The 25,517-nt window shown below is 40.6% G+C and carries 16 protein-coding genes; 10 read left to right on the top strand and 6 right to left on the bottom strand.

Features of this window, described 5'->3' with window-relative positions; translation table 11 throughout:
* Window positions 1-96: 96 nt before the first annotated feature.
* Together aroC and HMPREF9007_RS16250 are read left to right on the top strand one after the other, a co-directional pair.
* Window positions 97-1,173, top strand: a complete 1,077-nt coding sequence (gene aroC / locus HMPREF9007_RS16245; protein ID WP_008761027.1) for a chorismate synthase — start codon at window positions 97-99, stop codon at window positions 1,171-1,173.
* Window positions 1,174-1,274: 101 nt separating this feature from the next.
* A complete protein-coding gene (locus tag HMPREF9007_RS16250) occupies window positions 1,275-2,639 on the top strand; it encodes a dipeptidase (protein WP_008761026.1) in 1,365 nt (454 codons plus the stop codon).
* 125 nt (window positions 2,640-2,764) lie between these two features.
* On the opposite strand, the gene HMPREF9007_RS16255 is transcribed toward HMPREF9007_RS16250, so the two are convergent.
* On the bottom strand, window positions 2,765-3,823 hold the full coding sequence (locus HMPREF9007_RS16255) for a linear amide C-N hydrolase (RefSeq protein WP_008761025.1): 1,059 nt from the start codon (window positions 3,821-3,823) through the stop codon (window positions 2,765-2,767).
* 240 nt (window positions 3,824-4,063) lie between these two features.
* On the opposite strand from HMPREF9007_RS16255, the gene HMPREF9007_RS16260 reads away from it, so the two are divergent.
* Window positions 4,064-4,939, top strand: a complete 876-nt coding sequence (locus HMPREF9007_RS16260) for a hypothetical protein (RefSeq protein WP_128567815.1) — start codon at window positions 4,064-4,066, stop codon at window positions 4,937-4,939.
* A gap of 10 nt (window positions 4,940-4,949) precedes the next feature.
* Here the strand turns inward: HMPREF9007_RS16260 and HMPREF9007_RS16265 are convergent, their stop codons facing one another.
* From HMPREF9007_RS16265 to HMPREF9007_RS16280, 4 genes are all read right to left on the bottom strand, one after another.
* A complete protein-coding gene (locus tag HMPREF9007_RS16265) occupies window positions 4,950-5,774 on the bottom strand; it encodes a DUF5694 domain-containing protein (RefSeq protein WP_032850328.1) in 825 nt (274 codons plus the stop codon).
* 1,267 nt (window positions 5,775-7,041) lie between these two features.
* A complete protein-coding gene (locus tag HMPREF9007_RS16270; RefSeq protein WP_008761022.1) occupies window positions 7,042-8,133 on the bottom strand; it encodes a metallophosphoesterase in 1,092 nt (363 codons plus the stop codon).
* Window positions 8,134-8,273: 140 nt separating this feature from the next.
* Window positions 8,274-9,443, bottom strand: coding sequence for a MalY/PatB family protein (locus HMPREF9007_RS16275; RefSeq protein WP_008761021.1), 1,170 nt, complete (start codon window positions 9,441-9,443; stop codon window positions 8,274-8,276).
* A 115-nt stretch (window positions 9,444-9,558) separates the two neighbouring features.
* The gene (locus HMPREF9007_RS16280; RefSeq protein ID WP_032850285.1) at window positions 9,559-13,491 is read right to left on the bottom strand and encodes a two-component regulator propeller domain-containing protein; all 3,933 of its coding nucleotides are present in this window, start codon (window positions 13,489-13,491) and stop codon (window positions 9,559-9,561) included.
* A 495-nt stretch (window positions 13,492-13,986) separates the two neighbouring features.
* On the opposite strand from HMPREF9007_RS16280, the gene HMPREF9007_RS16285 reads away from it, so the two are divergent.
* The 6 genes from HMPREF9007_RS16285 to HMPREF9007_RS16300 all read left to right on the top strand — a co-directional run bounded on the left by HMPREF9007_RS16285 (window position 13,987) and on the right by HMPREF9007_RS16300 (window position 23,704).
* The gene (locus HMPREF9007_RS16285) at window positions 13,987-15,804 is read left to right on the top strand and encodes an alpha-L-fucosidase (RefSeq protein WP_008761019.1); all 1,818 of its coding nucleotides are present in this window, start codon (window positions 13,987-13,989) and stop codon (window positions 15,802-15,804) included.
* Between the two features lie 239 nt (window positions 15,805-16,043).
* The gene (locus HMPREF9007_RS16290) at window positions 16,044-19,280 is read left to right on the top strand and encodes a TonB-dependent receptor (protein ID WP_022470697.1); all 3,237 of its coding nucleotides are present in this window, start codon (window positions 16,044-16,046) and stop codon (window positions 19,278-19,280) included.
* 10 nt (window positions 19,281-19,290) lie between these two features.
* Window positions 19,291-21,213, top strand: coding sequence for a RagB/SusD family nutrient uptake outer membrane protein (locus HMPREF9007_RS16295; protein WP_008761017.1), 1,923 nt, complete (start codon window positions 19,291-19,293; stop codon window positions 21,211-21,213).
* 33 nt (window positions 21,214-21,246) lie between these two features.
* Window positions 21,247-21,825, top strand: a complete 579-nt coding sequence (locus tag HMPREF9007_RS27580) for a DUF4959 domain-containing protein (protein ID WP_277754644.1) — start codon at window positions 21,247-21,249, stop codon at window positions 21,823-21,825.
* A 1-nt stretch (window position 21,826) separates the two neighbouring features.
* Window positions 21,827-22,510 carry a DUF5000 domain-containing lipoprotein gene (locus tag HMPREF9007_RS27575; RefSeq protein WP_277754643.1) on the top strand — a complete coding sequence of 228 codons (684 nt, stop codon included), beginning with the start codon at window positions 21,827-21,829 and terminating at the stop codon, window positions 22,508-22,510.
* A gap of 15 nt (window positions 22,511-22,525) precedes the next feature.
* Window positions 22,526-23,704, top strand: a complete 1,179-nt coding sequence (locus HMPREF9007_RS16300) for a DUF4998 domain-containing protein (protein WP_032850283.1) — start codon at window positions 22,526-22,528, stop codon at window positions 23,702-23,704.
* Window positions 23,705-23,892: 188 nt separating this feature from the next.
* On the opposite strand, the gene HMPREF9007_RS16305 is transcribed toward HMPREF9007_RS16300, so the two are convergent.
* Window positions 23,893-24,888 carry an IS110 family transposase gene (locus HMPREF9007_RS16305; protein WP_008761015.1) on the bottom strand — a complete coding sequence of 332 codons (996 nt, stop codon included), beginning with the start codon at window positions 24,886-24,888 and terminating at the stop codon, window positions 23,893-23,895.
* Window positions 24,889-25,220: 332 nt separating this feature from the next.
* Here HMPREF9007_RS16305 and HMPREF9007_RS16310 point away from each other — a divergent pair.
* On the top strand, window positions 25,221-25,517 hold a 297-nt coding region (locus HMPREF9007_RS16310), incomplete at its 3' end, for an IS1182 family transposase (protein WP_008761014.1).

Below are 25,517 nucleotides of genomic sequence, written 5' to 3'. Positions count from 1 at the left end.
AATTTGCTTCCTTTTCCGAAGATATTTTGAATTCACAACCTTCTTATCAAAAACTTTGTTATATTTGCATAGAGTAATTTTAAAAAAGCCACAACTATGTTTAATTCATTTGGCAACATCTTTCGGCTCACCAGCTTCGGCGAGTCTCATGGAAAAGGAGTTGGGGGAGTAATTGACGGATTTCCTGCCGGAATCACAATCGACGAAGAATTTGTACAACAAGAACTAAATCGACGCCGTCCGGGACAATCCATCCTCACCACACCACGCAAGGAAGCGGATAAAGTGGAGTTTCTTTCAGGCATCTTCGAAGGCAAATCAACCGGATGTCCTATCGGATTTATCGTTTGGAACGAGAATCAACATTCCAATGACTACAATAACCTGAAAGAGGTATACCGCCCTTCACACGCGGATTACACCTACAAAGTGAAGTACGGCATCCGTGATCATCGCGGCGGCGGACGTTCTTCTGCCCGCGAGACTATTTCACGCGTAGTAGCCGGCGCATTGGCTAAATTAGCCCTTCGCCAGTTAGGAATCAGCATCACAGCTTATACATCGCAAGTCGGTGCCATCAAATTGGAAGGCACTTATTCCGACTATGATCTCGACCTGATCGAAACAAACGATGTACGTTGTCCGGACCCGGAAAAGGCAAAGGAAATGGCAGACCTTATATATAAGGTAAAAGGTGAAGGCGATACCATCGGAGGTACGCTGACCTGTGTCATCAAAGGATGTCCTATCGGATTGGGGCAACCTGTGTTTGGCAAACTGCACGCCGCCTTGGGCAACGCCATGCTCAGTATCAATGCCGCCAAAGCCTTCGAATATGGAGAAGGATTCAAGGGACTGAAGATGAAAGGCTCCGAGCAGAACGACGTATTCTTCAACAACAACGGACGGATTGAAACGCATACCAACCACTCCGGAGGTATTCAGGGAGGAATCAGTAACGGACAGGATATTTACTTCCGTGTAGTATTCAAACCGATTGCTACCCTGCTGATGGAGCAGGAAACGGTGAACATCGACGGCGTAGATACGACACTGAAAGCCCGCGGACGTCATGACGCCTGTGTACTGCCACGTGCCGTACCTATCGTAGAAGCAATGGCTGCCATGACCATCCTTGATTATTATCTGTTGGATAAGACAACGCAGCTTTAATAAGTATCAATATGTCAATCTACCCATGTGCCAATACCTGCACTAAAAATCTGTCAGGCTATTGGCACATAGGCTAAATAACCGCCAGTAAACTATTCATTATGAACGAAATTCAAAAATATATCGCAGCGAACGAACCGAAGATTATGGAGGACCTGTTCAGCCTCATCCGTATTCCCAGTATCAGCGCCCTGCCGGAACATCACGACGATATGCTGGCTTGCGCCCAACGCTGGGCACAACTACTGCTCGAAGCCGGAGTGGATGAAGCATTGGTGATGCCTTCCAAGGGTAACCCGATTGTTTTCGCACAAAAGATCGTTGACCCGAATGCCAAAACAGTATTGGTCTACGCCCACTACGACGTAATGCCTGCCGAACCGCTGGAACTGTGGAAAAGCCAGCCCTTCGAACCCGAAGTACGGGACGGATACATCTGGGCACGCGGAGCGGATGATGACAAAGGACAATCCTTTATCCAGGTCAAAGCCTTCGAATATCTCGTCAAGAACGAATTGCTGAAAAATAACGTCAAGTTTATCTTCGAAGGAGAAGAGGAAATCGGCTCTCCCAGCCTGGAAGCCTTCTGCGAAGAGCATAAGGAACTGTTGAAAGCAGACGTTATCCTGGTTTCGGACACCAGCATGCTGGGCGCCGAACTTCCATCCCTCACCACCGGTCTGCGCGGACTGGCTTACTGGGAAATAGAAGTGACCGGACCGAATCGCGACCTGCATTCGGGACACTTCGGAGGCGCGGTAGCCAATCCGATCAATGTGCTTTGCGAAATAATCAGCCAAGTGACAGATAAAGACGGAAGAATCACCGTTCCCGGATTCTACGATGATGTAGAAGAAGTGCCGCAAGCAGAACGGGAAATGATCGCCCATATCCCGTTCGATGAGAAGAAATACAAAGAAGCCATCGGAGTGAAAGAACTCTTCGGAGAAAAGGGATACAGCACACTGGAACGCAACAGTTGCCGCCCGTCTTTCGATGTATGCGGCATTTGGGGAGGATATACAGGTGAAGGCTCCAAGACAGTCCTTCCTTCGAAAGCGTATGCGAAAGTTTCCTGCCGACTGGTTGCACATCAGGATCATCACAAGATTTCGCAGATGTTTGCTGACTATATCTTACAAATGGCCCCCGATACCGTACAGGTAAAAGTAACTCCGATGCACGGAGGACAAGGGTATGTCTGCCCGATTTCCCTTCCTGCCTATCAGGCTGCGGAAAAAGGTTTTGAGACAGCTTTCGGTAAAAAACCGCTGGCAGTACGTCGCGGCGGAAGTATTCCTATCATTTCGACATTCGAACAGGTATTGGGAACCAAAACCGTATTGATGGGCTTCGGACTCGAATCGGACGCGATCCATTCACCCAACGAAAACTTCTCGCTGGACATATTCCGGAAAGGAATAGAGGCAGTGATTGAGTTCCATCAGGAATATGCGAAAAGATAAAGGCTGCCTATAGCCGCACGCAGGACACGAAGATAAAAGGAGAACGGTAGACAAGCGGATAAATCCTTTGCCTACCGTTCCTTTTTATTCAAAAAAAGACCTCTTACCACATAACTAACTATCGACTACATCACCGGAGTTTCGAAAAGGAAAGTAAATGATTGACTATCCTTCAAATCCTTCACGGCATCTCCTGCGTAAATTTCTCCTTTGGTCAAGGACAGTTTCTTCACCCCAGCCTTCGGACTAAAATCAATCTTCTTCAAATCCAGCCAAAACAGGTTCGGAGTTAAAGTAGACTCAAAGTAATACACTTTATTCTTCTGATCGGAAACGGAACGCCAGCGAGTAGAAGAAATGTGAGGCTTCTCCGGTGTATTGATACCAAACGGAACGGAGACATTGCGCATCACACTCAGCACACTGGGGACAGCTATCTTTGCATCGGCAGTCTGCGGAATGGCGTGAATGTAGAAAGAGGCACGCACAAAACGGTCGCTCGAACGGTTCGTTCCCGGCAACATCTGCAATCCACCCACTTCTTTCCAGTAATCATTGACAGCCAACTGCAATTCATAACGCGGAGAATTGGTCATCACCTGATATTCTTTCCCCTCATGGATACTCAGTTTGCCATCCAGATATTCGATCACTGCCGTGTTGCCTGTTTCATCGGTAATAGCCATGTGTAAAGTAGATTCCGGTCCCCCGTTCGGCATACGGGGAGCGTCAATACGGAAAGTCTCTTTTTTCATTTCATCTACCGCCTCACGCACCGTTGCAAAATTGTCAAGCACATATTGAGTCCAGATACTGATTCCCATTGCCGGACGGGTATCTCCGGGAAGTGAATAAACAGATTCCGGCAAGAAGAGCAAGCTTGCCACCAGTCCTTTTTCATTCATTCCGTCACAAGTACCTATATCATAGCCTGTTGCGATTACGCTTCCATATTTGGAAGTCCAGTTTACTGTTTTTTCTTTATTGTGTCCCGCACGCTGCATTCCACGTGGAAACACATAGATATTTGACATAATGTCTTCTTTCCAGTCCATCGTGCGACCAGTGACCACCATTCGGTCCGGCCCCAGATATACGGCACGCGTACATGCTCCCGCCGGCTGTATGCCCATCAAAGAGACGGCAGCTAACACCAATGCAACACCCGTAAGTTTTTTCTTCATATTACTTCCAAATTAAATAGTTGATACTCTTATATCTATAATAACAAATATACAACGTATATTGCCTGAGAGAGAGAAAAATTTAAGGGAAAAAAGGGAATTTATTCAGAAAAAATCTTATCCGCTCTTATTTGAGTTAAAAAAGCCTGCGGATGGAAGGAAACATTACACATTATTTGCTTTTCAAATGGGATTTCATTATTTTTGTACATAACCTATCATAAAAACTAAGGAGGACAAATGCGTATGAAACAAAAAGTTAGCATATCACAGCTTCCAATTCGTTTGGGAATCTTTCTTTTGCTGTATTTCGTTCCGCAGTTACTCTCCGCGCAAGAAAACAACGACAGCACGTACATTCTTCGTAACGGTGCATCCATAACGCCGGACGACGTACTTAAACAGGCCAACATTAACTTGTTTCCAGAAAAGAGCACTACATATTCTTTATATTCACCCGGACAGTTGGAGCATATACCCCGCTTTTCACTCAAAAGGGATATTTCCCTGCCTTATCAGACCAATCCTTCCCTACTCTTCCGAGGTGATTACAGTACAGGCGGGGTATTGCATCAATTCGATCATGGAGCACTGTTCGGTTCCGGAAGTCAGACAAGTATGGCAGGCATCGGGCGTTTCAACAATGCTTCACTAGGTTATCAGCATATTTTCAATGAGCAATTCGAGTTACAAGTCCGTGCCAATGCGCTGAAGGTCAACATGTCCCACATCACCGGACAGGCTTTCAGCACTTCGGGCGCCTTCCTTTACCATCCTTCCGACCGTGTCACCTTGAAAGTCTTCGGATCATACGATATCGGAAACTCTTACGGAATGAGCACCCATAGCTACGGAGCTACGATGTCCGTCGATATGTCCGACCGCTTCGGGATGGAAATGGGAGTACAGCGATACTATGATGCGATGAGCGGACGTTGGGAAACGGTTCCCGTTATGATTCCTTACTACCATTTCGATAAGTTCACTCTGGGTTTGGATGTGGGCGGTATTATATATGAGATTCTCCGCAATGCCGTTTTTGATAAAAACAGAGGCATAGGCGGTCCATCCGGTCCGACAATCGGACCACCCCGGATGCATATACCTATACGGTAAACCTCCGTTATTACGAATTTGTTTTCAGATAGTCATTCACATTCAGCAATTTATATTCGGGTGAACATTCAAACAGATAGTTCAGCAGATTCATGTGTGCCGCACCAAAGATCACAAGTATCCGTTTGGCGGATTTTGGGGTACGTTGTATATTCCTGAATATCCGCAGATTACGGTTGAACCATCTTCCTGATTCGAAATCGGCTCCTGTATAATCTCCCTTATCGGATTCGTATTTGAAGTGTCCGATAAGATAATTGCCCAGGTCTTTCTTGATTTGTCGGGGATCATTCAGATGTATCAGCTGGGGAAGTATTCCTTTTTGCTTGAATATTAACTGGTCTTTGGAATATAAAGATGAGTCGGGAGAATTTACAAAACTCTCTTCAAAATCCTGATATTGTTTCGTGCTATCGTCTTCCAGCAGTTCTTCGATACGGGCTGTTTGTGTCCCCCGTGCATCTGCACAGTAAATCTTTGCTTTGCACATCTTTGCAATCCTGAAACCAAGTTGCTGCACTTCACTCTTTGACAGTTTATGATTTCCGGCAAGGTATGCTTTAAATAGAGAATCAATCTTTTGCTGTCCGCCTAGCGGGTGTTCAATGACGATTGCATCCGGCTTAAAGTTCGCCAGTTTACTCGCTATTAACTCTATTTCCTTCTGATAAACAGGCGACAAGACATTAATCTGATCTTCTTCGGATATTTGTTGCATATCGAGATTCGGAAAGTCAAAGTGAAAGACGCCTAGTGTCAGTACTTCTGTCCGCTGGGCATATCCTTTTATAAAGAACATACCGGTCATGATGAGAATGAATGCTATTTTATTCATTGTATTTATGATATGTTTGAAGCTCAAAGTTAGCAAACTTTTTCTAAATGGCAGATATTAAATTAATTTAAGTACAATCATTGCAGTCATTTCCATTCCGCATCGTCAAAATTACAAAGTAATAAACATATAGGTGTTATGATAAAAGAGTGTACAAAACAGATGATAATCCTTCTAAGGCTTGGAACCAAAGTTTCTGAGGCTTGGAACTAAAGTTTCATCAGTTTGGAACTAAAGTTTCATCAGTTTGAAACTCTAGTTTCAAGCATAGGAAACTTTCTGAAACACCTGTTAATCGAATTAGATCGACCATATGATTGGATTAACTCAACCGTATCGGTTGTCTCCGTTCACCTGTTCTTTCAGGTAGTGATCAAGCATTTTCAGTCAACAAAGTATGAGTTATCATCCATTAATATCCTAAAAATCAGAAGATAACATTAAAAAAATGATTCAAAATACAATGTAACGGTATGAGAGCAACCGTTTGCTCTCATACTTGCCACCACTCTTGCTACCATAGCCGAAACTGCGATGAATAAAGGGATACAGATGAATAGTTAGAGCATGAGAGCAAAACAGATGACTTTTTCATTGGGAGAAAAAACTAGCTGAATTAACCTATTTCCCCCCATCCGACTTCTCTTGTTCTGATTGTAATTCTTTTAATTCCATGAGTTCCATACTATTCTGAACATATATTCGTATCAACACCAAACGGGTGATAACACGATTTGGACAAGCAGACTTTTCATTCACGAACTCATCAATGAGAACATTAAGGAAACAGAGTGTACAGTTAAGTTCCTGTTTTGACAGTTTATCAATACTTTCAATTTGTCCAAAGCTAGGCTAGTTGTCTTTAAGAAAGGCAAATTTGTCGGTGGAGTTCTGTAAATCAGACTTCATCAGGCAGGTACCGCAACAAGTAGAATCATCCATAATTTTCTGTTCTTTTATTTGTGTGTGTTCCCGCATGCCACAAAAAAGAAGGGCGCGGAAACTATTACTACATTACCCTCTCAAAGGCTCTGGTAAGCCCGTATTCGAATAATAAGCAATAGTCCCACGCCCATGAGGTATATAACAAACTTATATACAACAAAGACGTGGAGACCGGTTACTTATTATCTGCGAATACTAAATTTACCAGATTTATGAGAGCAGATAATAAAAACGCTATCTCCAAAATAAAAAAGCGTATCTCCATTGCGGAGATACGCTACAAATATAGTTATATTTTCTGATATTGAAACTTTAGTGAGTACTATTTCGCCATCTGATTCAGATGAAATACCGCCATATCGCTGTTTGTTCCTATTCTGAAAGGAGGCCCCCAAAGAGATAATCCGCTGGAAACATAGATATGTGATTGACTCCATTTGCGATAGCCGTGACTCTGTTCATATATTCTGTCTGTAATCAGACTCATAGGCCATATCTGTCCATGATGCGTATGTCCGCTGAATTGCAGGTCTATTCCCAAAGAATCGGTTTTGGCCAGGTTGTAGGGTTGATGATCTAAAAGAATGATAGGTTTACTACGATCCGCTTGCTTTAATAAGGTAGGCAGGGAATGACGGGAACGGTTGGAACGGTCGTCACGTCCGATGATCTGCACACCGTTAGGCAATGTTACTACGGAATCACGCAATAGTTGTATGGGAGTATCTTTCAAGAAGCGGACGCTTTCATCAATACCGCTGATGTATTCATGATTTCCCGGAACCATATAAATGCCCAAGGGAGCTTTCAGCCGTGCCAGTTCTTCCGCCATATTCTCCTTATATAATGGGGTAAGACTATTGTCTATCAAATCTCCACCGATAAGTATAAGGTCGGGATGCTGCGCATTTATCATATCTACATATTCTTTCAGCATAGCTTTTCCCGTACCATACCCTAAATGGACGTCACTCACGGCTACGATATTGATTCCGTTACCTTCTATCGGCTTATCAAGGGAGACATCAATCTTGTTGACCTGCGGATGACGGTAATTATAATAACCGTACAGAAGCAGACAGCAAGTCGCTCCCAACGCATAATAGAAACCGTGATTCAGTGACGGCACAAATATTTTCGTCACATCCGCTATCAACAAAGCAAAAATCATGTACAGTGTAAACACCAGCCATACCGAACCGATGTGAAACATGGATTTCGACAGGATGACAGGCATATCTATATGACGGGTCAGCATAGCTATCACCAACGAGAAAGCTACCAGCCAATAGACGACAGACAACAGAATCTTCATAGCCAGCGAGAAACCGGAGAGCATCTGCAATGTACGGATAAATATGTAAACATTGCCACCTACATAAGCAAGCAGAAATATCAGGAAAAATATTCGCATAATCGTTATAAATTAAAATGGTTATCAAATATATTATCGCCCTTTTTCCGTTGTCAGGTAGTGAGTGTCTGTATATCTTTGTGAAGAATAAAAAACAGGTATTATGTTACCGGATTTGTGTAAAGCATTCGACAAAACTTCTACCTATTGTTGACAGCTTGTTCCAATTGCCTCAAAGCCTTCTCCAGCGTAGCACGCGGACAGGCTACATTCAACCGCATAAACCCTTCACCTTCTTTGCCGAACGTCGTTCCTTCATTCAAAGCCAAGTGGGCATCTTCTACAAACAGGCGATTCAGTTCCTCCTGACTTAATCCCAGCTCACGACAATCCAAAAAGATAAGGTAGGATGCTTGCGGACGAATCATTCTGATGGCAGGAATCCGCTCTTTCAGATAACTTTCCGTGAAGTCAATATTTCCTTTGATATAGGCAACGACTTGATCCAGCCATTCAGTACCATGACTGTAGGCTGCCGCTACGCTGAGATAAGCGAATAAGTGTCCTTCGGAGAACTCGCTCGCTTCCATATATACCTGAAACTGATGACGAAGTTCGTCATTCTCAATGATTGCATACGAACTTGCCAGTCCGGGCATATTGAACGCTTTGCTCGGAGACATAAAGACAAGGGAGTTCATCCGTGCTTTCTCCGAAATCAAAGCAAAGGTGGGATGTTTGTAAGGAGGCAGGGTCAAGTCGGCATGAATCTCGTCAGAGATTACTAATGTACCGTTCTCATAGCAGATGTCGGCAATCTGCGACAGTTCTTCTTTGGTCCATACACGTCCGCCCGGATTATGGGGATTACTCAGGATAAGCAGTTTGCATCCTTGCACATCTTTGCGGAAACGGTCGAAATCAATATGATATTGCCCGTCTTTCAATACCAACGGACTGTAAACCACTTCACGTTCGTTCTTCTGCGTCACAAGAAAGAAAGGATGGTAGACAGGAGGCATGACCATCACCTTGTCTCCTTTATCCGTGAAACAATGGATGGTAAATGCCAGTCCACGGACAATGCCGGGAGTAAACGTCAGCATTTCTTCACGAATCTCCCATCCATGCCGTTCTTTGAGCCAGTTAATAATGGATTCGGCCCATTCTTTGCAGGCAAATGTATAGCCCAGCACTTCGTGTTCCAGACGTTTCTTCAAGGCGTCGATTACAAAAGGGGCTGTGCGGAAATCCATATCAGCCACCCACATCGGAATCAAGTCATTACGCCCCCAACGACGCTCTACGGCATCCCATTTTACGGAGTCCGTACCGTTACGGTTTATTATTTCATCAAAATTATAGTTCATACTGCATGAGGTTTTTATGTATCTTGAAGCAAAAGTACACAAAAACTCCGAGTTTGTATCTTAAAACTCTGTAACAGACGTTTTCAAGCCGATTCTTTTAATATATACCGGCACTCTATTCCTTTTTTTTCTGCCTGCTCCTATAGGCCGTCGGAGTTTCTCCGGTATATTGTTTAAATGCTGTACTGAAATAACTGATAGTAGTAAATCCTACTTTCTCTGAAATGTCTGTCAGAGTAAAATCTGTAGTAGTAATCAGCTGTATCGCCTTTTCCATCTTAAGCTTATTAATATACTCATTAAGGCCAATGCCTGTCAGTGCCTTCAATTTCGTATAAAGCGAAGCACGACTCATTCCCACCCCCTTACAAATGAAAGGCACATCCAGCTTCGTATCACTCAGATTCTCCTGAATGATTCTATTCAATTTCACCAAAAACGTTTCATCTGCCAAACTGAAAGTAGTTTCCTCCGGAGCTGGTATTAATCCAGCATCCAGATATCTCTTCTTTGTATATTCACGATTTTTCAAACGATTCCGGATTAACTCCATCAACATTTCTATTTCGAAAGGTTTAGTAAGGTAGCCATCCGCTCCATTTTTATAACCGCTAATCTGACTTTCCTTATCATCTCTAGCCGTCAACAAAATAATAGGGATATGACTGACAGCAAGGTCTTCTTTAATACCTTTACAAAGTTCATATCCATTCATTCGTGGCATCATCACATCACTGACAATAATGTCTGGTGTATAACTCTTTACCAACTGAAGCGCCTCCACTCCATCAGAAGCTATCAACACCTTTTTAAAATATTCACTCAATGCCTTACTAAAAAAGTCCGTCAGATCCGAATTATCATCCACAACCAAAATCGTATACGAAGTTGTATCAAACTCCTCTCCTTTACTGATATGTTCACTATCATCGTTGCTCATCAACTCATTCAGATAAGCTTTCGGTTGACAAACAATCTCTTCAGCATCCTGCCTCAACGGCAGTTCGAAGAAAAATGTGGCACCTGTTTCCTGATTATCCCGGGCACCAATGGAGCCGCCATGCAATTCAACCAATATTTTAGAATATGACAACCCGATTCCTGTTCCGTTTTGTTCTTTGGTGCCCTGATAAAATCGGGTAAAAAGCTTTCGGGTATCCACATTTTCCAATCCGCTTCCCTGATCAATGACGGATACGCGCACTCTTTTTCTTTCAGAAATCAATTCCGAAACAATAGTTATCTCTGTATGTTGCGGACTGTGTTTCAAGGCATTAATCAGCAAATTGCTTAGAATAATTTCACACTTGTTTTTATCAAAACTGACTGCTTCTATTCGTGAATCAAACCGATAACTGATATGTACACTTTTTGCCTCTCCCTCGCTGATAAAGTCTTGTGATACATGCTTGATCCATTCGTTTAGCGGCTGTGGTTCTATTTGTAACCGACTTTCACCTACCTCCATTTTACGTACATCAAGCACCATATTTATCAGATTTTTCATACGCTGTGACTGTCGATAAATAGCCTTTATCGGCAAATATTGGGCATCTTGAGGAGAAAGCGATTTCAATATTTGCTTGAGAGGTGCAGAGATCAGTGTCAAAGGCGTACGCAATTCATGACTTATATTAATCAAAAAACGAACTTTTTCTTCATACGTTTTTTGCTCGTGTTCCTTCATTTCCCATCGTAGCTTTTCCTCCTTACGTTTCAACAATTTTCGCACACTTTCAATGACAATGACAGCTACCAAAAGAATACAACCCAATATAAACCACCATGTCTTATACCATGGAGGAGAAATTGTCAGTTGTAACAATTGCTGAGCAGGCACCCAACTACCGTCTTTAGCGGTACAAGAAGCCATAATCTGATAATTGCCCGGAGGAAGCGCACGCATAGTCAGTTCCGGACTATATGATTCAACAAGCTGCTCATCCAGCCCTTTTATCTGATACCGATACACCTTCTGTCTGAAGATATCTTCTTCTTTCGCCATGACATGAATGACAATATTACTATTCCATGGCACGGAGAGCTTTCTTATACCATCATACAATTTATTGTTCGCAGGTTCTCCATTGATTATGATATCTGATAATTGTAATTGCGGATTCGTATTTCTCAATGGTAGCTTACCATCAATATGAAGCAATCCTTTAACCCCTCCCATATAAATGTCACCTTGACGACTTAACAGACGAGCTTCCGGAAAATATTCATTCGGAACAGCTCCATCCGTTTCGCCGAATAATGCCATCTTCTCCTCCGCTATGGACCATGCAAACAGTCGGTTTTCAGCACCAACCCAAATCTTTCCTTTTTGATCACAAATCAATGAGGAGACCTCTGTAAATAATGAAGTAGAAATCATTTTTTGTTTCTGTGTCGCTGGACGATAACTCACCAAACCTAAATTACTCCCGATCCAAAAACAGCCACTCTCATCCATGGATACTGAATTTATATTCATATCATCCTGAGCAGTAAACAACACTCTCAGTTTATTACTATGATTATCCAACTCATAAACATGTTTTATATCGTTCAAATAAGTTGAATGTCCATCACAGGCAATTGCTTTCAAGGACCCCTCAATAATATTTATGCCTTTTTCTTCGGAAACAATAGAAAACTGCTTCTCCTTCAAATGATAACAATACACGTGATTGCCCAATAGCAATATCGTGTTGGGAGTATTCCGATAAACATTGACCGTATTTCCGTGAAGACATAAACGCTCATTGACTTCTTTATCAATAATAGTAAATGGTTGTTTATTTCCTGTGACCGGATCAAAAATAAATATCCCTTGTGCAAATATAGACAACAATAATTTCCCGGAAGCAAAGCCACAAATCGAAGCGACTTTATCTCCCGAAGTAGAAGGATAATGTGTAAACTCTCCGGCAAGGGAGTTAAAACAATTAATTCCACCTCCATTTGTTCCCACCCAGATATGACCTGATTCCTGCTGACATAAGCTCAATACTATATTGTCACTCAAACCTTGTTTATTATTTGGCAACGCATCTGTGTATGCCTGCATATATACCTCACGAACACTAATCAAACCACTATAAATACTCCCAATCCATATATTATTATTTTGATCATTATAAAGACAGATGATTGAGTTATTAGGAAGTGATGAATTGTCTTTTCCGGGGATATGCTTTAAGGAGGAAAACTGATGGGTCTCGGGATTGAGTATATTAATACCTCCCCCGTCTGTCCCAAGCCATATTTGTCCTTTACGTTCAACAATACTCAATATAATATCATTGCTAAGAGAGGAATTACGAGTTGTATAAAGTGCAATCTGCTTTCCATCACGGGTAAAACAACGCAGACCGACATTATAAGAAGCAACCCACACTCTTTGTTCGGAATCAACAAGCATACCCGTAATTTCTATTTCCGACCCAAAAGGCGCCCGTCTGCATTCGCCTGACTGAAGATCAACCAAATACATCCCTTGCCAACGACTGCAACATAGTATCGTATGAGAATCTATCAAACCCAAAGCGGTAATATTAAAGTTCTGCTCCGATTTAAATTCGTAGATTTTCCGTATACAAGATTCTTTATAACTATAGTGATAGATTTTCCCTTGTCCACCGAATAAAATCCCTTCAGGGGTCCGGCAAACAGAATAAGCAATCAAATTTTCACCTTTCTCATCCGTCTGCAAAAGAAAGTCATCACTCTGATATCGATAAAGTGAAATTCCCTTATCTGTTAATATCCAAAGATTACCCTGCTCTCCTCTCGCAATCTGATAAATTTGATTACCGGGAAGAGAATTAGACAGGGATGAATCATGAATATATTTTTTAAGTTCCTGTCCATCAAATCTTCCCAAGCCTGATCTTGTTCCCATCCAGACGAAGCCACGATTATCTGCTGCAATGCAATGTACAGTTGAAGGTAAACCAGCCTTTAATGAGATTTGTTTGTAGTAATAATGTTCTGCCCGAAGGGGATATAAAAAGAACATCTGTATAATAAAGGTTATAAGTAGTCGTTTTGTTATGTTCATCTGCAGCTAGATTTTAGATTTAGTTTTCAAAGATACTACTTTTAAGATAGAATGTCACCGGATAAAAAGAAAAAGTATCTCCTTCTTTTATCTCAAAAGCGCTACAATGTCAAAAAGAGAGAAAGTTAAGTTTACGAGAACATTTCCTGTCCTACACAAGTAATATTTCTTTTTTTACGGTTAATTTCCCGATGAAATAGGGAGAATTAGTGATTTTTGAAAATAAATTAGTGATTTTTGAAACATACCGTGTCCTCCATTCACCTACTTTTGCACAAAACAATTAATCGATTTATTAAGTATTTATGAAAAAACACAGCCGACATACAAACCACATTTATAGTTCTCATACTTCTTTGAGATCAATCACCATAACACTATTATTATATATAGGTTTACCAAACTTAACACCCCCCTAAGTTCCACGACCGGCACCGTCTGACAGTGTCGGCTAGTGGTAACTTATTTATTATTAAAATTAACACCATAAGCATTATGAACAAACTACTAACCTCTTTTTTATTCTTCTCTCTTATTGCCTTGAATGGACAGGCACAAAAGAAGGAAAACTATTATGTAAAACACGTAGAGTTTCCCTTGAATGCCACTCTTGAACAAAAAGTCGATATGGCTGCACGTTTGGTTCCAACGCCTCAACAAGTAGTCTGGCAACAAATGGAACTGACGGCTTTCCTTCATTTCAGTATAAACGCCTTTACCGGACGTGAATGGGGAGATGGAAAGGAAGACCCCAATCTCTTTAATCCTACAGAATTGGATGCAGAACAATGGGTAAGCAACTTGAAAGAAGCAGGTTTCAAAATGGTGATTCTGACAGCCAAGCACCATGACGGTTTCTGCTTATGGCCTACAGCTACGACCAAGCATTCCGTAGCATCTTCCAGTTGGAAAAACGGACAAGGCGACGTAGTGAAAGAACTTCGAAAAGCATGCAAGAAATATAGTATGAGGTTTGGAGTATATCTCTCTCCATGGGATCGAAATGCAGAATGTTACGGAGATTCTCCTCGCTACAATGAGTTTTTTATCCGCCAACTAACCGAATTGCTAACTAACTATGGAGAAGTACACGAAGTGTGGTTTGACGGAGCAAACGGAGAAGGCCCCAACGGAAAAAAACAAGTATATGACTGGGATACCGTCTATGAAACCATCCACCGGTTACAACCCAAAGCAGTAATGGCAATTATGGGAGATGATATTCGTTGGGTAGGCAACGAAAGCGGATTAGGCCGTGAAACAGAATGGAGTACAACTGTATTAACTCCGGGGATATATGCCCGTTCAGACAAGAATAATGAAAAATTAGGAATCAATGGACAGTCAAATGATATAGGAAGCCGCAAGATGTTAGAGAAAGCTACGGAGTTATTTTGGTATCCCTCAGAGGTAGATGTTTCCATACGTCCGGGGTGGTTCTACCATAAAGAAGAAGATAATAAAGTGAAGTCATTGAAACATCTCGCAGATATTTACTTCCAGTCAGTAGGATACAATTCTGTACTTCTGCTGAATATACCACCGGACCGTAGAGGTTTAATTCATGAAGCAGACGTACAACGTCTGCATGAGTTTGCCGCTTACCGAAAGCAAGTATTTGCTGACAACTACGTGAAAAAAGGGAAAAAATATTGGAATACAGCTTCCGGCAATGAAAAGATATACCAATTAAAATCCGGTTCAGAAATTAATGTAGTTATGCTGCAAGAAGATATAACCAAAGGACAACGGATAGAAGCATTCACCGTAGAAGCACTGACAGATAACAGCTGGAAAGAAGTGGCTAAAGGGACAACTGTAGGTTACAAACGATTACTACGTTTTCCAACTATTAAAGCCGATCAGTTACGAATAAAGATTTTAGAATCTCGTCTGAATGCTAACATCAGCCAGGTGGCTGCTTATTATGCAGCACCTATACAGGAAGGGAAACAAGAGGAAAACTGGAATCAGTTGCCTCGTTCAGGATGGAAAGTTATGTCTACAAAGCCATTAACGATAGATTTGCAAAAGAAGGTGACAATCAACGCTTTTACCTATGCTCCCCTAAAAGCGGAAGCAAAGCCTACAATGGCTTTCCGATATAAATTTTATATCAGTCTCGACGGCAAGAGTTGGAAGGAAGTACCTACCAATGGAGAATTCAGTAACATTATGCACAACCCATTACCTCAAACGGTCTATTTCAATCAAAAAGTTCAGGCACGCTTTATCAAACTGGAAGCCACCACTCCCACTGATACAGCCGCAGAAGTTGAACCAAATGAAATCGGAGTAACAATAGCCCCTTGATTCTATATTCGTAACGAATAGTAACCACAAGCAAAAGTCAAAATAGAAAAGATGCCGTCTATTTTGATTTTTGCAAATATAATTTATCAAATACTAATTTAAACCCAATGAAGGCAAAGAAAGAGAAATTAGTCTTAATAAGGATAGTGAATTCTTACAAATAAGAACTGTCTATCCAAACTTATTGAAAAAATTTAATTAACCACAAGATTCATGCTTATCAAAAACACAAGAATGAATTGTTAACACTTTTAATTTCTATGATTAATGAAAAACAAAATGGTGGTGGAAGAATACTACAATTATTAATCCTGTTTTGTTTGTATGGAATGTGTTCTACTCCACTGTATGCCAAACAGGATATAGCATCGCCACAACAGACAGGTAAAACCTACACGATTAAAGGTATTGTTCTGGATTTCAACAATGAGCCTATCATTGGCGCAAGTGTTTATATTCCGGGAACCAATACGGGAGTGGCCACAGATTTAGACGGTAACTTTACATTGAAAGTACCGGCTAATACAAAAACGGTCGAATTCTCCTATATTGGATTTGAAAAGAAGATCATCGAGTTCAATCCTAAAAATCTAAATGCCTTTCGTGTTGTTACCATGAAAGAAGATAGTGGGATTGCTCTAGAGGACGTAACAGTAGTGGCATTCGCCAAGCAAAAAAAAGAATCTGTATTAGGTTCAGTCTCCACTATTAAGCCTGCAGAGTTAAAAACGACTAGCAGTAACTTAACCACAGGTTTTGCCGGAAAACTAGCTGGTGTGGTTGCTTACCAAAGAAGCGGTGAACCAGGAGAAGATAATGCAGAATTCTTTATCCGCGGTGTAACGACTTTTGGTACAGGTAAAGCCGACCCACTAATCTTAATTGATAATGTTGAACTAACTTCTTCGGATCTATCAAGACTGAATCCTGACGATATAGCTAGTTTTTCTGTTCTAAAAGATGCAACCGCAACCGCCCTTTACGGTGCACGTGGTGCCAATGGCGTTATCTTGGTAACGACCAAAGAAGGAACAGAAGGCAAAATGAAGTTATCATTCAGAGCAGAAAGTTCATTCTCTTCCCCGTCAAAAGAGGTAGAATTAGCAGACCCGCTAACTTTCATGAAACTTCATAACGAAGCTGCAAGAACTAGAAATCCAGGCAATGCATTACCTTATCTTGAAAGTGCAATAGCTGCCCGAGAAAAAGGATTGAATCCATATGTTTATCCTATGGTAGACTGGAAAGACATGCTTTTTAAAGATTACACAGTAAACTATCGTGGTAACATGAGCATCAGTGGTGGTGGTCGGGTAGCCCGCTACTATGTAGCCTTATCTTACTCAAGAGACAATGGTATCCTCAAACAAGTACCTAATAACATCTTTGATAATAACATCAAGCTGAACAAATATACGGTACGTTCAAATGTAAACATCAACCTAACCAAAACAACCGAATTAGCTGTACGTATAAGTGGCACATTCGACAGTTATCAAGGACCGTTATCCGGTGGTTCTGCCATATACAGCCAAGCCATAAAAGCCAGTCCTGTTGAATTTCCTGCTATGTATGCTCCTGATGAAACGAATATTAACACCAAACATGTATTATTCGGTAACTCAGGAAGCAGTGCAAACTATCTGAACCCTTATGCAGAAATGGCCAGAGGATATAAAGAATATGAAAAAACTGTTGTTCTTGCTCAACTCGAGCTTAAACAGGATTTCGGTTTCATCACCGACGGATTGAACGGACGTTTATTGGCAAATGTCACACGAAACTCTTATTATGATCTCACCCGTTCTTATACTCCGTTCTATTATTCTTTAGACAGTTATGATAAATATACGGACACATATACACTTAGCGCCTTAAATTCAGACAAAGGTACAGACTATCTATCATATAATCCAGGAAGCAAATCGGTTGACAGTTCTCTATATCTAGAAGCATCGCTATCTTATGACCGGACATTTTATGAAAAACATAACATAAGTGGAATGATGGTATATACCGTACGTGAATCAAAATCAGGAAATGCACAAACTCTACAATTATCATTGCCATCACGTAATATGGGGATTGCTGGCCGTTTCACTTATGGATATTCCGATCGTTATTATGCAGAATTCAATTTCGGCTACAACGGTTCAGAACGTTTTGACAAAAACCACCGTTGGGGATTCTTCCCATCAGGAGGACTAGGCTGGATGGTTTCCAATGAAAAATTTTGGAAAGACAAACCTATCACAAAAGTAATTAGTTCACTAAAACTGAAAGGCTCTTATGGATTAGTAGGTAATGATAATATTTCTGACGAACGTTTCTTCTATCTATCCGAAGTAAGCATGGATGGTGACAACGGTATGGGATTCGGAACAAATTTCAATGCAAAAAACTCTAACGGTAAGATTTCCATCAAACGTTATGCTAATCCCAAGATAGGTTGGGAAATCTCTCATAAATTAAACGTAGGATTTGAGATGAAACTATTTAAAGATCTGGAAATACAAGCCGAATATTTCAAAGAAAGAAGAACTAATATTTTACAGACGCGTGCTGATATTCCTACTCTAATGGGTTTTCAAGTCCCTCCGCAGGCAAACATTGGTGAAGCCAAAGGACATGGTGTCGATATTTCACTGGACTATTCTCATTTCTTCAATAAGAATTTATGGGCTACCATCAGAGGTAATTTTACCTATGCCAGTAGTAAGTTCTCCAAGTACGAAGAGCCTGATTATTCAGCTACTCCATGGAGAAGTAAAATAGGAACGAAACTCAGCCAAGAATTCGGTCTGATTGCTGAACGTTTATTTGTAGATGAAGAAGATGTAGCAAATTCTCCTAAACAACAATTTGGAGAATATATGGCAGGAGATATTAAATACAAGGACATTAATCATGACGGAATTATTGACGAACAGGACAGAGTTCCTATCGGTTATCCTACTACCCCCGAGATTATTTACGGTTTCGGCTTCTCAATAGGATATAAAGATTTTGATTTTAACTGTTTCTTCCAAGGATCATCACGTTCTTCTTTCTTTATATCACCAGCGGATATAAGCCCTTTCATACAACCTAATGACCCGAATAATGAATTAGGAGGCAAACAGGCAACTAATGCTCTGTTGCAAATTGTCGCAGACGATCATTGGAGCGAAGCCAATCAGAACATGTATGCATTTTGGCCACGTTTGTCAGATACTGCTATTAGTAATAATAACCAAAAAAGTACATGGTGGCTACGTGACGGAACTTTCTTACGTATGAAATCTGCAGAAATAGGCTATACACTACCAAAGCGAATATCCAGTAAAGCCAAACTTGAAAATTTACGTATCTACGTGAGCGGAACAAATTTGTTCAATATCTCTAAGTTTAAAACATGGGATACGGAAATGGGAGGAAACGGTCTTGGATATCCCGTTCAACGTGTATTTAACATTGGTGTTCAACTTTCACTCTAAAATTTGCTATATGAAAAAAATTATAGTATCCATATCATTTATTCTTACAGTTATACTATGCAATACATCTTGCAGTGATTACTTGGATATAGTGCCCGAAGGTACCCCAGACATGGAAACAGCCTTCAGCAACAAGACAAATGCCCGTAAGTTTCTTTTTACTTGTTATAGTTACCTGCCCAAATGGGATCAATCCGGTTCCATTGGCTTTCTAGCAGGTGATGAACATTGGTTAATACCCAAAGGTACCGGATTTATAGATCAACGCCTCAGTCTCAACGCTTGGGAAATCGGTCGTGGAGAACAGAACAGTAATGATCCTTATCAGAATTATTGGGATGGTCTTAATGGAGGAACAAATCTTTGGACTGCTATACGCGACTGTAATATTTTTCTTGAAAATATTGACAAGCCTTTAGATTTACAGCAATATGAACGTAACAGATGGATTGCGGAAGTAAAATTCCTCAAAGCATACTACCACTATTATCTATTTATGCTTTATGGTCCTATCCCTGTCATGGATAACAACATTTCGATAGATGCATCTGCGGAAGAGGTACGACGCTACCGGGACCCAGTGGACGATGTAGTCAACTATATTTCCAATCTACTGGATGATGCAGCTAAAGATCTGCCTCTTCAAGTCACTGATGCAGGTGAAGAATTGGGAAGAATCACCCAACCAATAGCTAAAGCGGTAAAAGCACAACTGTGGTTATTGGCTGCTAGTCCTCTATTCAATGGAAATACCGATTATATCAACGTAAAAGATAATCAAGGAAGAAGTCTTTTTCCCGCTGAAACAGATAATAACAAATGGGAACAGGCTGCAGACGCAGCTTTAGACGCCATAAAGTGCGCAAAAGAAGCCGGACATGACCTTTACTACTTCACTCTGCCCGTTAACGGACTTTCGGATGCTACACGCAAGTTGCTTGATATCGGTGAAGCAGTTACAGAGAAATGGAATACGGAAATTATATGGGGAAGTACATGGAACGTCAACGGATTACAAAAGGTAGCAGTAGCCAAAACAACTAAGGGCAGTCACTACGATGCAATATCTGTAATGGCTCCGACTTTAACTGTTGCCGAACAGTTTTATTCCTCTAACGGTGTTCCCATCTCCGAAGATAAGGGAGACTTTTGGTCGAAAAACTACCCAAATCGGTATGAATTCACTATCATTCCTGATGAAGGAAATAATAAGCATTATCTCAAAATCGGTGAAGAAACTGCGTATCTTCACCTCAACCGTGAGCCACGCTTTTATGCTAACCTATCATTCGATCGGGGAACATGGTACGGCTACGGCTATGCTAGTGATGAACCGAAAGATCTGGCTTTCTATAAATTTCGCGCTAAAGAAGTCTCTGGTCGTATCACTTCCGAGGACTATTCATATACTGGATATTTAAACAAAAAAGTATGTAGCTATAAAACTAGTGTGACTGACAACGGTCTGTCAACGGAACGTTATGCATTTCCGATTATTCGTCTTGCAGATCTGTATCTGATGTATGCAGAAGCACTGAATGAAACGCTCAGCTCCCCTAACAGCGATGTTTATACCTATATTGACTTAGTGCGTAAACGTGCCGGTCTTGACGGAGTAAAGGAATCCTGGCAAAAATATTCAAAGTATCCTGAAAAACCAAACACGAAAACAGGTATGCGTGAAATCATTCGTATGGAACGCTTAAATGAACTTGCTTGTGAAGGAAAACGCTTTTGGGATTTACGTCGTTGGAAGAAAGAACTTCCTCGTGAAGTGAAGGGCTGGTATGTACAAGGAGAAACAGCACAAGAATTTTACCGTGTCACTACGCTTTATCTGCGTTCGAGATACAGTTTTAAAGATTACTTGTGGCCCTTAAAAGTAGAAACTGTATTGAAAGATCCGAACCTGGGACAAAGCCCGGGTTGGTAATCACCATATTCATGTTATAAAATAACTGGAAAGATGAAAAAAATAAATTATAGATTAAAGCTGACAAAATATATGTCTGCGACTTTAATTGGTATACTGTTTCTTATAGGATGCGGACAAGACGACAGAATTGGACTTGACGCAACTGACAGTATAGCACCGGGATTGCCTAGCAACATAAAAGTGGAAAATATTAACGGTGGAGCTATCATCAGCTACACTCCTCCTAAAGATGACGATCTCCTATGTGTAGTAGCTTCTTATATGATCAATGGAAAAGAAAGAACTACTAAGGCCTCCCCCTATGTAAACAAACTTACAATAGAGGGGTTTGGCAAAGTGGGTGACTATCAAGTGATTCTAAAGAGTATAGATAAAAGCAGGAACGAATCTGAACCGCTTTCGGTAACGATAAGTCCACTGACTCCACCCGTCGAATTTATTTATAATTCTCTGAAAGTCGAAGACAGTTTTGGCGGGGTTAGTCTGACTTGGGAAAATCCAACAAGAGAAAACATTATTCTAGAAGTATTCAAAAAAGATGATGGGGAATGGATATCTTTGGAAAATTTCTATTCTAGTGTACTAAACGGAGTAGCCAAAAATCCGTAATTTGGCTGCAGAACCAATAACACTAGGATATAGGATTCAAGATCGCTGGGAGAACTATTCCCAGATGCTGGAAAAGGAAAGTACGCCTTTATATGAAGAAGAACTGTCTAAATCTTTATTCAAGGAGGTTAATCCATTACCTGGTGACTGTGAAGCAATGTCCGGTTTGCCAATACGAAATATATGGCAAGGTGATTACAATATGAATTGTTTCCATAATGTTACAGCTACAACAAACCCTGCAATTGGAAGGACGATAACTTTTGACATGGGACAGCTAGCCAAGGTCAGTCGTTTTAAAATGTATCAGCGTAGAGGAAATGATCCAGTTAATATATGGGCTTATGATCATAACAATTTAAAAAAATATGTTATCTATGGTTGTGAAGCACTTACGGATAATATGTATCTAGGAGGTGAAATAAAAGAAGATGGCATCAAATATCCTACGTTCGAAGGATGGACAAAAATCATGGAAGTAGAGTGTTATAAACCTTCAGGAAGCGATAACCCGACGAAAACGAATGAAGATTTAGAATATATTGAAAACGGTGACGAGCATGAGATTCCGCTAGATGCACCCAACTTCCGTTACATTCGGATTTACATGCTTGAGAATTGGAGTGGAGGTACTTATGCACAAATCGGTGAAATGACCTTTTGGGGACAACCTGCCGGGAAATAATTTAACAATTAGATTATGAAAAATATTATAAACTATATAATTTGCAGCATGCTAATTCTCGGAATAGCTGCTTGTGGAGATATGTATGATGTACACGAAAAGTATCTCAAAATGGGAGAAGAGACTTATCTCGGGATCGCTAGTGATTTGGAAGCAAACAGCGGTTTCAACCGTATTGAATTAAAGTGGAAACTAAATGCTGATCCTCGAATCAATGCCAGCATCATTTCGTGGGAAGGATGCGAAACTCCAATCGAGGTACCCATCTCTGCAGACCGTGATGTCAATGATTATATCTCAAAGATTATCGATCTTTCAGAAGGGAAATATATCTTTTCGATAATAAACAAGAGTGAAACAGGAAAAGAATCTTTGATACAAACTATTTCCGGTGAAGTATATGGGGCTTCCTATCAAGCTGGTTTATCCGCACAAGGAATCAACTCTATGGCAGCGACATTGTCGAAAGGAGTTACCATTAAATGGGCTCCTATGGAAGGATGTACAAAAACGATGTTTACTTATACCAGCAACGAAGGCAGCGAAAAAACAATCACTTTGATGGAAGGAGAAACGACTTCCATCATACCAGATGCCGTACTCAATACAGAGTTTAAAGTAACTTCTTATTTTAAACCTTCAGAGGAAGCTATTGACGAAATTCCATCATTAGAAAAAGTTGTGAGTTTTCCAACCTACTATACTGTATCAAAAGAAGAGTGGGACGAGATTCATAACCAATATATCGATGTGGATAGAACAGGATGGGGAGTCGAGGCTAACACAGAAGAATTGACCGGTGAAGGAGCCGTAAACGGGCATAAAGAAGCATTAATTGATGGTGATTTAAATACTTTCTGGCATTCACAATGGGATGGTGAAGGGAAGAATCCACCATTGCCACATATAATCATATTTGATATGCAACAAACACAAAACATTCTATCAATAGAATTGGCAAGGCGTAAAAATAACCTTGATTTAAAAGCAGTCATGTTCAGCATCAGTAATGACAAAGAAAACTGGACAGAATTAGGAAAATTAGATTTTCCGAATGATAAGGTTCCTAATGCACAAATTATTTTATTACCAAAAGCTGTAAGTGGAAGATATTTCCGTACTACAGTGACCGACAGCAACAATGGTGTGAATGCAAGTATTGCAGAGATTATGTTTACAATGGGAAAAAAATAATAACAGTCGGTGATTAAATCAAGGAGGTTGAATTCTAAGTCCTCTCCAAACAATATCTATAAAATCTTACCCAAGTTTACGAACATTAACGTATCCTTGGGTAAGTTTGTATATAGACATAACTACTCTTCAGAAGTGTATAGCTACTTCCTAAACCTAAGATATTTTCGAAGTTAAGGACCTTTTTATTATACGGCTAATGTTACAAATGGAGTCTGCCTTCGTATCACAGCAAAAGACCTTGCTATGATTTTGGCTCTTACAGCATTGATTACAGATGCTTTATGTTTCCCCTCTGCTATTTTCCTTTTATAGTATGCTTTCATCTGCGGATCCCAAGAGATGGCAGTAATAGCTGCCCGGGTAAGGTATACTTTTACTTCTTTGTTAGCCAATGAAGAAGTCTGCGTTTTTCCCCGTATGGAAATACCTGAAGTATGTTCAAATGGGGCGACCCCACAATAGCAGGCAAATTTCCTCGGGTTGTCAAATCTTTGAAAATTGTCAGTAACACACAGTAATACAATGGCATTGATAATTCCTATTCCTTTTATACTTCTTAATAGCAAGTAGTTTGTGTAAAGCGATGTACTGGCGGCTATTAGTTGCTCCATATCCTCTTCCACCTCCAGGATTCTTTCTTTTATCGACTTGAGCTGCTCTTCCAAAAAAGAAATGGATTCTGTCACATCAGCCAACTTAGCCATCCAGGAGAATGTTTCCAATAACTTTATACTTGATACTTTTTGCTTGACCAAATTGTCACGTATAATAATCCATCCCCGCAGTCTCACCAAGTCTTTGTCAGGCAATTTGTATAACTCCAGTTTTCGATAGTGTAATACCGCATAGTTCGCTATTCTTTTGGCGTCAATGCGGTCATTTTTGCCTCGTTGCAAGCCTATGGACTTCTTGATGGTCAACGGGCAAACCAAAGCCAGGGAAAATCCCATGGAGACACTGGAAACAGATAACTCTGTGACATAACTTCCCATGTTTTCAGCACAGAACAAGAGTTTGGATAAAGAGAGATGATAACCAGCTATCCAATCCAATAAAGATTGGATCCCAGTTGGAGTGTTATCAAAAGACTTGTGAGAAAACTCTTTTTCGTCTGCGGACATTAATGATGCATCGAAAGTTTTTTTTCCTACATCAAGACCTACAAAATGAGAATAATTCATAACTTTGTATTTACAGTATTAAACATGAAGGAGAAACAGCTAATACATTTATTAGGTCGTGAGCCTACAATTCTAACTGGCTAGGTTCTCCTATTAAGAGAGTTGCAGTCTGATTCAGCCTATAGTCATTTAAGACTAGTGTCAAAGTTAGTTCACTGCAACTCTACTTTTCAAATATACACTTATATTTTGTTGTGATATTTAATACTGCAAATGTAAATGTGTCAAAACGCTGGCACAACCTTTTTTTATGCACAAAGCCCAGACTTTCACAAGCCCGGGCTTTGTTATTACCCAAAGTTTTTGTATCTTTAGGCATAAAGTTTTTCGTTATGGCAAAGTTACATTTTCGTCCTTACATTCCCAACCAAACAGTTCTTTTTCCCGGAAGAATTGATGAAAACATAGCAGCGAACGATCCGGTTCGCATAGTTAATACTGTTGTTGATAATCTCAATCTTGACAATTTCAAGAAGCTTTATAAAGCAACTGGTCGTTGTCCTTATCATCCTAAAATGATGCTTAAGGTGATTATCTACGCCTACATGAACAATATCTATTCGTGCCGCAAAATAGAGAAGCTTCTCCTACGTGATATTCATTATATCTGGCTTTCCGGTAATGAACAT

The sequence above is a fragment of the Bacteroides sp. 1_1_14 genome, from assembly GCF_000162515.1.
Taxonomy (GTDB): domain Bacteria; phylum Bacteroidota; class Bacteroidia; order Bacteroidales; family Bacteroidaceae; genus Bacteroides; species Bacteroides thetaiotaomicron.
The sequence above is the reverse complement of the archived record's forward strand: the minus strand, read 5'-3'. Positions and strand labels throughout refer to the sequence as shown.

Bases quoted from the DNA above. Each gene is read 5' to 3' on its own strand.
- HMPREF9007_RS16275 (WP_008761021.1), bottom strand. From the start codon at position 9,443: ATGAACTATAATTTTGATGAAATAATAAACCGTAACGGTACGGACTCC.
- HMPREF9007_RS16250 (WP_008761026.1), top strand. From the start codon at position 1,275: ATGAACGAAATTCAAAAATATATCGCAGCGAACGAACCGAAGATTATG.
- HMPREF9007_RS16265 (WP_032850328.1), bottom strand. From the start codon at position 5,774: ATGAATAAAATAGCATTCATTCTCATCATGACCGGTATGTTCTTTATA.
- HMPREF9007_RS16260 (WP_128567815.1), top strand. From the start codon at position 4,064: ATGCGTATGAAACAAAAAGTTAGCATATCACAGCTTCCAATTCGTTTG.
- HMPREF9007_RS16305 (WP_008761015.1), bottom strand. From the start codon at position 24,888: ATGAATTATTCTCATTTTGTAGGTCTTGATGTAGGAAAAAAAACTTTC.
- aroC (WP_008761027.1), top strand. From the start codon at position 97: ATGTTTAATTCATTTGGCAACATCTTTCGGCTCACCAGCTTCGGCGAG.
- HMPREF9007_RS16300 (WP_032850283.1), top strand. From the start codon at position 22,526: ATGAAAAATATTATAAACTATATAATTTGCAGCATGCTAATTCTCGGA.
- HMPREF9007_RS16270 (WP_008761022.1), bottom strand. From the start codon at position 8,133: ATGCGAATATTTTTCCTGATATTTCTGCTTGCTTATGTAGGTGGCAAT.
- HMPREF9007_RS16295 (WP_008761017.1), top strand. From the start codon at position 19,291: ATGAAAAAAATTATAGTATCCATATCATTTATTCTTACAGTTATACTA.
- HMPREF9007_RS27580 (WP_277754644.1), top strand. From the start codon at position 21,247: ATGAAAAAAATAAATTATAGATTAAAGCTGACAAAATATATGTCTGCG.
- HMPREF9007_RS16280 (WP_032850285.1), bottom strand. From the start codon at position 13,491: ATGAACATAACAAAACGACTACTTATAACCTTTATTATACAGATGTTC.
- HMPREF9007_RS16255 (WP_008761025.1), bottom strand. From the start codon at position 3,823: ATGAAGAAAAAACTTACGGGTGTTGCATTGGTGTTAGCTGCCGTCTCT.
- HMPREF9007_RS16285 (WP_008761019.1), top strand. From the start codon at position 13,987: ATGAACAAACTACTAACCTCTTTTTTATTCTTCTCTCTTATTGCCTTG.